This is a genomic window from Roseivirga sp. UBA1976, from assembly GCF_002336325.1.
Classification (GTDB): Bacteria; Bacteroidota; Bacteroidia; order Cytophagales; family Cyclobacteriaceae; genus Roseivirga; species Roseivirga thermotolerans.
Map to the genome: position 1 here is coordinate 70,605 of NZ_DDDQ01000114.1, position 12,983 is coordinate 83,587.

At 46.6% G+C, this 12,983-nt stretch carries 4 protein-coding genes; 2 read left to right on the forward strand and 2 right to left on the reverse strand.

The window, feature by feature from the left end; all coding sequences use genetic code 11:
• Positions 1 to 119 precede the first annotated feature (119 nt).
• Positions 120 to 5,765, forward strand: a complete 5,646-nt coding sequence (locus tag B3763_RS11500; RefSeq protein ID WP_286746606.1) for a T9SS type A sorting domain-containing protein — start codon at positions 120 to 122, stop codon at positions 5,763 to 5,765.
• 224 nt (positions 5,766 to 5,989) lie between these two features.
• Entirely contained in the window at positions 5,990 to 11,533 is a 5,544-nt protein-coding gene (locus B3763_RS11505) for a T9SS type A sorting domain-containing protein (protein ID WP_286746607.1), read from the forward strand.
• On the opposite strand, the gene B3763_RS11510 is transcribed toward B3763_RS11505, so the two are convergent.
• The gene (locus B3763_RS11510; RefSeq protein WP_286746608.1) at positions 11,534 to 12,151 is read right to left on the reverse strand and encodes a class I SAM-dependent methyltransferase; all 618 of its coding nucleotides are present in this window, start codon (positions 12,149 to 12,151) and stop codon (positions 11,534 to 11,536) included.
• Positions 12,148 to 12,983 (reverse strand): hypothetical protein (locus B3763_RS11515; protein WP_286746609.1); only part of this gene is annotated, 836 nt, incomplete at its 5' end. The genes B3763_RS11510 and B3763_RS11515, both read right to left, overlap by 4 nt.

Below are 12,983 nucleotides of genomic sequence, written 5' to 3' on the forward strand. Positions count from 1 at the left end.
CCACTAATAATCTGCATTTCGACTCGACCCAAGAATTCAGACCACTTAATGAATAATAAACAAATGGTTGAAGACCATGGTGGGAAAACTACTCCCTATCCGTGGCCAAAAGGAGAAAAATGGCTACTAAGCTGTTCAAATACTACTTGCTTTCACTTTTCAATGCAACAAGGGTTTCTTTAGTCACTCTATTTGCACTGAGCGGCCTTTGCATATCTTTTGCGCAGACCGGCATTTCCACCATCAACACTACCAACATTACCGGTACTTCTACGAACTACACTGCCACCGCCCCCAGCGATGCGGCCGATGTAGGAGGGAACAACGTAGTGGCCAATAATGAATACCGCGTAAACAACGGGCAAAACAATAACATCAGAGTTACTTCATATGTGGTTTCGGGTACAACCTATGACAACTTTCTTGTGCCCGATACAGTGGCCATTCGAAGGACAGACGGTAGCCGGTTCATTAACATTTGGTACGAACTCATAAATCCAATTCCCGTACCTGGCGGTGGGCTAGAGGACATTGACCTTGGCCCCGATGCTGTTGAAGATGCTGACCTTATTTACAAAAACAGAAATATTAACTCGGGCTACGACAACATTCTTGTCAATGAAGATGATGAAGGAGCAGGAACCATTCAGGCACAGACCGAACGAGTGGACATTATTTGGTACACAGGTATAACCACTTGTGAACCGGACAATGCCATATTCCCGGTAATTGAACGAGGAGGCAATGACCGTTTCCAAATGGCTGCCATTACCTCACTCGATGCGAATGGCGATCCGGACGAGTTCACTAGTCTGGTGGCTGTTGAAGATGCCGACTGGCCGGGAACAGGCTCTTCTTTTGACAACTTTCTTATTCTCAGGAGACAAAATTTTGGCGATGACCCACTTCCACTTCTGGACATTGGTACCAACAGGGGGCAGTCGGCCCAAACGGTGCAAGGTGTAGCGGTTTCGTTTACGGAGTTGGGCATTACAGCCAATCAGGTGGTATACGGATACTCGCTTTTTGGCTATGATGTAAGTGCAGCCTCTCATGACCTGACCGATATCTCTACCTTTCCTTCTACCACACTGGCAAGCGAGGGCGGGCTAGACCTGGTAGCCGGAGTAACAGCAGCCGTATCTTCAGACAACTGCCTTACCCCAGCCGTAGGCCCCGGAGGCTATAAGCAACCATTGGCCACCTGGCTTAAGGCTAATGAAACCGATGAGGTGACCAATAATACCGAAGGTTCGTCCGTGTCGTTGTGGGAAGACCACTGGACCGGTGGTCATGACTTTTCTACCGGAGCCGGAACACCCACCTACCGACTCACTACCAGCCAAATCAATTTCAACCAAACTGTTGATTTTACCACTTCCTCAACCTCTCTAACCACAGGAAACAACGAAGACTTCAACTCTTCTTCGTTCTACACTAAAAAAGGTATCAACATTGCCTTTAGAACCGGTAATGCATTCGGCTTTACCAACCGCCAGGTGATTTACGAGCAAGGCGATGAAACTCGAGGCATAAATATTTACATGCGCTCAGGCAACTTGCATGTAACCGCCTGGAACCGAAACTCTGACGGGTCGGGTGCTCCCTGGAACAATGGAGCCAACGTAACTACCATTTCAAGCAGTACCTTAAGCGCCAGTACCGAATACATTGTTACTTTAGAACTGAACGGAAACAGCTCCGGCACCGGTACACTCACGGCCTACTTAAACGGGCAAAGCATAGGAAGTATTTCTAATGTTGGGCTCCTATATGATCATTCCAGCGGAGACATTGTACTGGGTGGAGCCGGAAGCGGTGATGGCACCCAATTCGATGATACCACCACAGATACCAATGTAAACTCATTCAGAGGTCAAATCTCTGAGTTCATTTACTGTAATGAACCCAGCACCTTTCCGGTAACCCAAAGAAGAAGAATTGAAAGCTACCTGGCCATTAAATATGGTATTACCCTGGATCAGTCTACAGCCATCAGCTATTACAATTCCAATGGCAACATAATATTCAACACCTCAGCAGCGGCCTCTATTGGCGGCTACCTGGAATACAACAACGACATAGCCGGAATTGGGCGTGACGATGGCTCTGAACTTGAGCAACTACAATCAAGAAGCGAAAACCTCAACTCCATCATTACAATGAGTCGATCCACATCTTTCCCTAAAGACAATACCTGGTTGATTTGGGGAAATGACGGAGCCGCAGTGACCGATACCGAAACTTCTGATGTACCCCCAACCGTTCAGCAGCGTATTGAGCGAATATGGAGGGTGGCCGAAACCAATTCTTCCGGTAATGTGACCATCTCGTTCGATCTTTCTGAATTATCGGTCTCAGGCAGTCCGGGTCAAGATGATTACAGCCTTATTATTGCCGGCAACTCATCTGGTGGAGCCTTCACAAGTGCGCGAGTCATTACGGGCGGTACGGTATCAGGCAATACACTAACCTTTGAAAATGTAGCCTTCGAAAATGGTGAATACTTCTCTCTTGGAACCGGATTCATTACTTGCGGGCCGGGAGGTGTTACTTCCAACCTAAACTTATGGTTGAAAGCCAACCTGGGACCAAATACCCTGACCAACGGGGCTTCCGTTACTACCTGGGCCGACAGGGCTGGAAGCAATGATGCCACTGATGCCGGTAACCCACCGAGCTTCCTTTCGAATGCTATAAACTTTAATCCGGCTATTGATTTTGATGGAACCAATGACAGACTGGACGGTTCCGCTGGTTTCTATTCTAACGGATACTACCTTGTTTTAACCCCAACAAACGACATTGACAATACGGTATTCCAAACGCCACTAGGTTTCGATGCAAGCACTGCTTCTGCCAATGTAAACCTGGGTGGTTTTATTATGGGTAATGCTTTCGGCATTGGAGATATACTCAGTCACGCCATTGGAGTAACCGGTGGCGGAACTCGCCACGTGCGCTACTACAACAACTCCAGTTACGTGTTTAACGGAGGCGAAACGCTGCTCTTCCAAGTGAGAGATAATTCCGGAGCTACTTCGAATGACATTTATCTCAATGGGGCCGTTATTACAGACGCCTCAAACTCTTCCGGTCTGGTCAGCGTAAGCGATGAAGCCTATTCTGTTGGCGACCTTGAACCCAACAACGGTGCCGGGCCGGCCTCTGCCCTATTCTATGGAAACATAGCTGAGGTAATCTCTTACAACGCCAGACCAACTGATGCCGAAAACGACAGGATTGAGTCCTATTTGGCTCTAAAGTACGGTATTACGCTTGACCAGTCTACCGCAAGAGATTACGTAAACTCATCGGGCACCACTATTTGGGACGGAACTTCGGCCAACGATCTATACGATAGTGATGTTGCCGGTATTGGTCGTGACGACAATGCATGCCTTGAACAGAAACAGTCGAAAAGTATTAACAGTGGCTCTATAGTTACCATGGGTCTGGGAGAAATCAGCACCTCTAACGCCACCAATACGAACAGCTTTAGTGCCAACAACTCCTTCCTTATTTGGGGAAATGACGGTGGAGCAGCCAACACTCCATTTAACACCGTAAGTCAGTTGCCGGGCAATGTGACCGAACGGTTAGGAACTATTTGGAGGGTTGATGAAACCGGAACAGTAGGTGATGTCTCCATCTCCTTCGATCTTACCGGGCTCACCAGCTACACTAGCCGAAATAACTCTGACTATCAGCTCATCATAGGGCCAAACTCGCTCACTCCGGGAACCTCAGATCTCTCTTCTGCCAGCACATACTCAGGCGGTGTTTTCGATGGAGACGTAATTACTTTTAACAACATAGATTTTAGTGATGCAGAGTATTTTACCCTGGGTACAGCCAGAGAAAGTTGTGGCCCTGGAGGTGTAACCGCTGCTGCCGGTTCAATGAGCGACAATATTGAGCTCTGGCTCAGGGCCAATGAAGGGACCAATACCACTACTGATGGAGCCAACATAACCAGTTGGAGTGACCAAAGCGGCAACGCACGAGATGCTGCTACAGCCAATTTAGGCGGCTCTAGCCTGGTATCACCTACATTCGAAACCAACGAATTTAACTTTAACCCGGGTATTCGCTTCTACGACCCTAGCTCAACCAATGGAGTCTATATGCAAACCTCGGGCAGTCATTCTGTAAGTGGCGACATGTCTATTATTGTTGTCTTTAAATCAGGTCAAGCCTTTGGCTCTTCTACTGACTTTGAAGATGCTCCGGTTTTCTTAAGCACAGGAACCAACTCAGTTACCACCGATTATGGTGTGGGTATAGCCTCTGGCCGACTGCACGCCAACCTGGATAACAACTCAACATTAACCGCTCGATCGGGAACCTCTCCTTTGTATAACACTTTGGAGCCGTTTATTACAACTGTAACGCGGGAGCAGGCCGCATCGGGAGCTGTAAACCTGTATGCCAATTCGGCCAGCGTAAACTCACTGTCTAATACCTCCTCTAATACGGCTCTTAATGCAGCCACCACCTGGGCCATAGGCAACCACGTGGACGGAAACGTGAGCTCTCAACTCAGTGGACGTATTGCCGAGGTACTGGTCTTCAGCGAAATTCTTACCGCAACTGAGCGACAGCGAATAGAGTCTTATCTGGCACTGAAGTATGGAATTACACGCGATGTAGCTTCGCTGGGCGCTTCGGAACAAGACTATCTGGCCTCAGACGGAAGCACCATTTTCTGGGATTGGAGCGAAAACACTAGCTACAATAGCGATATTGCAGGCATTGGTAGGGATGATGGAAGCTGCCTAGCGCAAACCATCTCCAAAAGTGAAAATGACGATGCCATGGTAACCATGCAAGTGGCCTCTTTCGGAACGGATAACTCCTTCTTACTTTGGGCCAACGACAATGCAGCCATTGAAAACCCGGACAACGAAGAATTTAACCGGGCCAGTTATAGCAGCAGGCTTAACCGCGAGTGGAGAGTGCAAGAAACAGGCACCGTGGGAACTACAACCATTACCTTCGACTTATCTAACGTAAGTGGTCCTTCCGGGCTTGCCACAAACAACCTCAACCAGGTGGTAATGTTGGTAGATTCAGACGGGGATTTCTCTAGTGGCGAAACCGCCATTACATCTAGCTCCGTTGATGCGGTGAACAAAACCATTACCTTCCAATACAACTTTACTGACGGGCAGTTCTTTACCCTCGCCTCTTATGAAGCATATGCCCTTCCAATTGAGCTACTTTCTTTCAATGCCTCTGCCATTTCCGATCAGGTATTCCTTTCATGGACGACCAGTTCGGAAACCAATAACTCTCACTTCTCTATAGAAAGAAGTACCAATGGTGAAACCTTTGAGTCCATTGGTGAAATTGAAGGTGCCGGAAACAGTGCTAAGGTAATACGGTATAAGTTTACTGACCGCTCTCCGGAGCCAGGTAGAAACTTCTATCGACTCAAGCAGTACGATTACAACGGAAATTATAGCCATACTGAAACCAAAAGCGTTTTAATAATCCACAATACGGAATATCGACTGAGCATAAGACCAAACCCAGTTAGAAAAGACGAAAAAGTTATCATAGAATATAAAGTTCCATCAAACACAACAGCCCATCTGTCCGTTATAAGCATGCAAGGACAGGTGCTTATTAGTGAAAAACTCAACACTGATAAGAGCGAGTACACAGCTGAGGCAAGTATTTTCTCGCAAGGAGTATATTTGGTAACTATAAAAACAGCAGAAGGCAAAAGGCTAACGGAGCGGTTAATTGTGACCAATTAGCCAAATTTGCCCGAAATTACTTCCCACCATGAAGTAGCTGTTCCAATATTGGGAAAAAATTGCTGGTCAATTGTTTTAGAATTCCCATTAAATCCTCCATTTTTGTGACTCTGACCTCAACCTATCCTTTTTGGCACAGAATTGCGTACCTCAACCTTGCAGTTTCAAAGTGCCGTGTACAACCATAACCATATTAATTTGAATACTGCTTTTGATTAAAGCGAATGACTGAGGTAAGACTAATGGTGCCCTTTGGTGCCCACCTAAATGTTGGACTACTCACTATGAGAAGAGCGTTTTTCTTACTCAGCTTATTGCTATTGGCTATAGTTTCCAAAGCTCAAACGGGCATAAGTGCCATTAATGTTACCTCTGCTACTCCAACTAGCTCTTCATACTCTCAAACAGCTCCCAGTGATGCGAGCAACGACATTCAACCGCTTTCTTCTTACACCATTAACAATGGTCAGGGCAACAACCTAAACATTAGTAGTTACACCGTTAGCGGAACAACTTACAACAACTTCCTAACCCCCGATACGCTGGCCATTAGACGAACAGACGGTAGCCGCTTCATTAATATTTGGTATACATTAATTACCGACCCTAACCCGGGCGGCAGCCCCACGTTTTCCCTAAACCTGGACCCTGAGGCAGTAATTGACGCTGACGAAATCTATAAACTAAGGTCAGTAAATGCCGGGTATGACAATATTTTGGTAAATGTGGATGATCAGGCAGGTGGTAGTATCCAGGCTCAAACCGAGCGTGTAGATATTATATGGTACACCGGCATTGTAACATGCGAACCTGACAATACTATTTTTCCTGTAGTAGAACGTGGCGGAAATGATGAAATAAAAGTAGCGGCCATCACTTCACTTGACATAAACGGAGACCCCGATGGCTATTCCAGCATGGTGTTAATTCAGGATTCGGATTGGCCGCAAGCAGGCCAAACCTTTAACAACTACCTTATTCTACGAAGGCAAACGGTGGGTCAGAACCCACTGCCACTCATTAACATTGGTACTTTTGTCGGCCAGACATCCCAAACGGTTCAGGGAGTGGCCGTTTCATTCACTGAGTTGGGCATTGCCCCTAATCAGGTAGTTTATGGTTACTCCATCTTTGCTTCAGATGTAGACGATGCTGTTCACGATTTAACAGACATTTCAACCTTTCCTACCAATACAACTGCGGCCAACTCAGGGCTCGACCTTGTGGCCGGAGTAACCGCGGCTGTTTCTTCCGATGAGTGTCTTACTCCTGCGATAGGCCCCGGAGGTTACAAAGCCGCACTCGCCACCTGGCTAAAAGCCAATGAAACGGATGATGTGACTACCTCCACAGAAGGTTCTACAGTTACTGACTGGCAAGACCACTGGATTGGCAATCATGACTTTACTACTGATGGAACAGCCCCGCTTTATAGAAGCACATCTTCTAACATCAACTTTAACGAAACGGTAGATTTTACCACTACCAACAGAGGCCTTACCACCGCGAACAATACTGATTTTAATACCTCTACCTTCTACACTCGCAAGGGAATCAACTTTGCGTTTAGAACAAATACCACCGACATTACTACCCGACAGGTGATTTATGAGCAAGGTGGTGCTTCAAGAGGGATTAACATTTACATTGAAAGCGGAAGTTTGCATGTGCATGCATGGAACAGAAACAACGATGGTGCCGGTGCACCTTGGAACACTTCGGACAACACCATTAGTACTTCTATTGCAGCCAATACAGAATACATTCTAACCGCAGAGCTTGATGGCAACAGCTCTACTACCGGTGCACTCCGAGCCTATCTCAACGGACAAAGTTTTGGTACACTCTCTAATGTAGGGTTACTTTACACTCATACGGGAGACATCACTTTTGGCCGTTCCGGTGGTGGAACACGCTACAGCAACGGATCGGAAAGCAACAACAATAGCTTTAGCGGGGAGATTTCTGAGTTTATTTACTGCAACGAACCCGGGTCGTTCCCATTGGCTCAACGCAACAGAATAGAAAGCTATCTGGCCATAAAATATGGTATTACGTTAAACCAAAGTTCACCCTACAACTACGTGAATGCAGCAGGAGAAGTAATATTCAACACTACTCTGAATGCCTCATTAGGTGGCTATTTAGAGTACAACAGAGACATTGCCGGTATTGGCCGAAACGATGCTTCTGAACTTGACCAGAGAGAATCGCGTAGCGAAAACTTTAACTCTATTGTGACCGTGAACAATGGCGGCTCCTTCTCTTCAGACAATACCTGGTTTATTTGGGGTAACGATGGAGGCGATGCCAATGACTTGACTCCGGCAACAGATACTCCTCCACTAATCTCAAATAGAATTGACCGTGTATGGCGTGTTGCCGAAACCGGAGAAACCGGAAACAACAGCATTAGCTTCGATTTAAACGAAATTACATTTAGCGGCAGCCCTGGGGCAACAGATATTAGCCTTCTGGTAGCCAGCAACTCTTCGGGGGGTAATTTTTCAAGTGCAACCATACTCACTGGCGGAGTAATTGTAGGCAACACCATCACTTTCAACAACGTTAACCTGGCCGATGGTGAGTACTTTACACTGGGCACCGGTTTCATTTCGTGTGCACCCGGTAATGTAGACACCAATCTTTCGCTGTGGTTAAAGGCCGATTTCGGCACCAATAGTACTTCTGGTGAAGTTACCTCATGGGCCGATCAAGCCGGTAGCAACAATGCCACCGGAACTACCGGAACCGTTCCAAGCTACTCATCTAATACCATTAACTTCAATCCTGCTCTGGACTTTGATGGAGTTGATAACGTACTGACAGCCAACGCAGGCATGTCTACTCATGGCTACTACCTTGTTTTGGTACCAGATAACAACATTACCAGTGCCTCAGGGTATCAGGTGCCTTTAGGTTTCGATGATTCTTCTGTGTCGCCTTCGAGCAGTATTGGAGGGTTTGCCATTGGCAACCTGTATGGTAGCATCGATGATATTATATCGCATACCGTAGGTAATGGTGCAGTGGGTTATGGTCGTCAGGAAATCAATAACCTTAAAACATTGAGCTCGGGCATTCCTCTAATGTTTGAGGTACGCGAAAACTCAGGGGCCTCTCAAGCCAATATTTCTCAAAACGGGCTGGCGGTTGATAACAACAACGGAGGAAGCTACCTGGCTGCAACCAATGAAGAATATGCCATTGGACGGTTTGAAACTCCTAACGACTTTAGTCTTACCGGGTTCTTTGATGGTAAAGTAGCTGAAATCATCTCCTACTCGGCCAGACCTAGTGATGCCGAAAGCGAGCGAATTCAATCCTATCTGGCCATTAAATATGGTATCACTATTGACCAGACTACCGGCCAAAACTATGTAAACTCAGCAGGCTCTACCATTTGGGATGCCACTACCAATGCCACCTATAACAATGACATTGCGGGCATTGGGCGCGATGACAACTCATGTCTTGAGCAAAAGCAATCGAAGAGCGTAAACTCAGGCAGCATAGTTACTATAGGCAATGGAGGCATCTATACAGACAATGCCACCAACCCGAATAGCTTCTCAGCCGACCAATCATTCCTTGTTTGGGGTAATGATGGAGCCGACCCGGCACAGTCTAACGCCAATACATTAGACGTTCCCGGCAACGTAACAGAGCGTATGGAAACCATTTGGAGGGTAGATGAAACAGGTACTGTTGGAAACACCTCTGTTTCGTTCGACTTAACAGGGCTGGGCTATTCATCTGTAGCCTCAGACTTCCAGCTTATTGTTTCTTCCAGTGCTACTATGGCCTCAGGAACCACTATCTCAGGAGGAACATTCAATGGCAACGTACTTACTTTCAACAATGTAGACTTTGCGGATGGCGATTTCTTTACGCTCGGAACAGCCCGCACGGCTTGTGGCCCCGGAGGAGTGACAACCGATTTGGCCTTGTGGCTTAAAGCCAATGAGGGCACCAGTACAACTACAGACAACACCGATTTGGCCTCATGGAACGACTTTAGCGGAAACAACAGAAATGCTGTAGAAACCAACATGGCGGGTGGAGCTCCGGTAGAGCCTACTTACCAAACCAACGAAATTAACTTTAACCCTGCTATTCAGTTTACTGATCCTAGTTCAAACAATGCCTCCTTCATGTTGACCACCAATGGAAACAATGTGAGCGGAGACTTTACTCTCATTACAATTTTCGAATCGGGACAAAGCGGTGGTAGCACTACTAATTTTGAAGATGCGCCAATATTGTTAGGTGCGGGTACTTCGGGCACGAACCTGGACTATGGATTAGGCTTCTCCGGAGGACGAATACATCTTAACGCTGCCAACAACCAGTCGCTTACTGTGCGAAGTACTTCGGGAACATCTTACATAGACCTGGAACCTTATATGGTTACCGCCACGCGGGTTCAGTCGTCCGGAGCAGTGGCACTCTTTATCAACTCGGCCACAAACGCCACTGCTACAGGGGGCACCAACTCCTTCACCAACCCCACTGCATTTGGCATTGGTAACAACCCGGACCCCACAGTTGGCTCGCAATTCAATGGAAGAATAGCCGAATCAATCGTATTCTCTGATGACCTAACGAGCAACGAAAGGCAACGGGTTGAATCTTATTTGGCACTTAAATATGGTATAACTCGCAATACCACGGCCGATTATTTGGCTTCTGATGGAGGAACCATTTGGAGCTATACTTCCGATGCGGCTTACAATAGCGACATTGCTGGTATAGGAAGAGATGATGGCAGTTGCTTGGTTCAACTGAAGTCGAAAAGTGAAAACAACGATGCCCTGGTAACCATGTCCATTCCTTCGTTCTCTGCAGACGATTCGTTCCTTATCTGGGGCAATGACAACGCACCTATAGAAAACCCTGACAACAGAGAATTTAACAGTAGTCAGGTAAAGAGCAGGCTAAATAGAGAGTGGCATGTACAAGAAACCGGTACAGTGGGCAACATTACCCTCACTTATGACCTTTCGACCATTTCCGGACCCTCAGGAATTGGAACGAACAACCTCAATCAGGTAAGGCTTATGGTAGATGACGATGGAGACTTTACTTCGGGTGTAACCCTCATTTCTCCTTCGTCTATAAACGCTGCGGCAAAAACCGTTTCGTTTACCGTAAACTTTACGAACGGACAATACTTTACCCTGGGATCAGAAGAGGTGGCTGCACTGCCTATCGACTTAATTTCGTTTTCTGCCCGACTGCTTGAAAACAATACTGTTCGACTGCACTGGACCACTGCTGCAGAGCAAAACAATGCCTACTTTACAGTAGAGAGAAGTCAGGATGGACAGAATTTTGACGCCATAGGTATAGTTGAAGGTGCGGGTGAATCTTCGAGCATCAGAACCTATCAGCTTACTGACCACAACCCACCGCAAGGACTTACCTACTACAGGCTCAAACAAACCGATTTCAATGGAGATTCTGAATACTCAGAGCTAGTCTCTGTCTTTATTGAGTCCAGCCTTAATCACCAATATGTGCTTTACCCTAATCCGGTAAGTGTGGGTGAATCGGTGACTATACGCTATACGGTAGACAGGAATCAGGAAGTATTTATAGAAGTACTGGATATGAAGGGGCGTTCGCTTTACGGGCAAGAGCAGCTTCTTTCCGTCCGGGGTAGTTCATTGAGCATCCCTACCAAAGGGCTGAACCGGGGACTGAACCTGATAAAGATTACCGATAGCAACGGTCATACCACCACTCTCAAACTGCTGGTCGAATAGTTATCTTGAATCTTTTCGGACAAGTACCCGACTAAACACCAACTGACCATAAAAGTTTTCTTCCTGTAGGGTCAAGAAGCACTTGCTCAGTTTCTTCTTTATGGGTAACAACTTACTGGCCTGCAGCCTACTGAATAAGCGAAAAAACAGAATCATTGAACGCACCAGAAGCTTTTGGCTTGTGGTGACGGGAGTATCAAAATCTGTAACAATGAGTGTGGCTTCAGGAGTCATTAGCCGGTCTAGCTGAGTCAGAGCCTTTTCCAGATGGGTTTCGTCAAAACAGTCGAGAAAAAAATTACAGACCACCAGATCGTATTCACCACTGTGGGCAAAAAAATCCTCTGGTGTGTATCGTACATTCTGTAGCCATGCCCCACGTTTTTGAGCTTGTTTCAGCATAAGTTCTGAACGATCTAAGAAAGTAATTGAGCGGGCAAGTTGTAGCGATTGGTGTTGGAGAAGCTTTCCTGTTCCTCCACCAACTATCAGCACGCGCTTGTCGGCACAGGTATTGCCCAAAAAACAGGTCTGTGCCAACAAAATAGACTCACCAAAAACCAACTTGGCCAAAAGGTCATAGATGGGAGCCACACCATCGAATTTGTTGTGAGTCATAGCCAGAGAATCAGGGGTAAAAAGAAAATTCCATCGGCCAGCACTCTGTATAGTTGATACCGGCCAAAGAGCCTTTGGAAGGCCAGCAAGATAACAAGTACCAAGGCCATGGCCAGAAGCACAAGTTCTTCATAAAATATGGCCGGCCAACTGGCCATCATCCAAAAGGCCATGAGCAAAACGAGTACTAGCAAGACAATTGCTGATTGGCGCACCGCTCTTTTGCCTCTTTGTGTAACTATAGAAAACTGGCCATCGGAAAGGTCAAGCGAAAACTCATAGAGAGGAATCACCATAAGATTAACCAATGCTAAAAGGAATATTTGCAAGATCACCAGCATTTCGTGCCTATTTACCTGCTCGGCAAGGCTCAAAGGGGCTAGAGAAACACCGGCAGTATATATAAGAGCAGCCAGGTACTCTTTGCGTAGCGAGTGTTTTGAGAAATGCAGGTAGGCAAAATAAAGGGCCACCAATATAACCAATACACTACCAAACAAGATCGTGCGTTGCGGAAGACGAAACAGATTCCAAAGGCCTAGCCCAAACGCTACCAGCACACCTATTATCAGCTCCTTTATGTATTTGCGATGAAAAGCGTGCCGGGGGTTAAGCACTGGCAACTGTGAGTGCACAGCATCTTTGAGGTGATCCAAGGTGTAAATAAGCCAAATGGCAATGGCCAGGCCAATAACCATTGACACAGTTAGTGCTACTCCTAAAAGGTGAGCCACAAAAAAACTCATAACCACCGCTCCAGCCGTAATGTCTAAACTCAGGTTTTGTACAAAATGAATAACTCTACTCATAAGCCTGCACTGTGGAGCTTTTC

Bases quoted from the DNA above. Each gene is read 5' to 3' on its own strand.
- B3763_RS11500 (WP_286746606.1), top strand. From the start codon at position 120: ATGGCTACTAAGCTGTTCAAATACTACTTGCTTTCACTTTTCAATGCA.
- B3763_RS11505 (WP_286746607.1), top strand. From the start codon at position 5,990: ATGACTGAGGTAAGACTAATGGTGCCCTTTGGTGCCCACCTAAATGTT.
- B3763_RS11510 (WP_286746608.1), bottom strand. From the start codon at position 12,151: ATGACTCACAACAAATTCGATGGTGTGGCTCCCATCTATGACCTTTTG.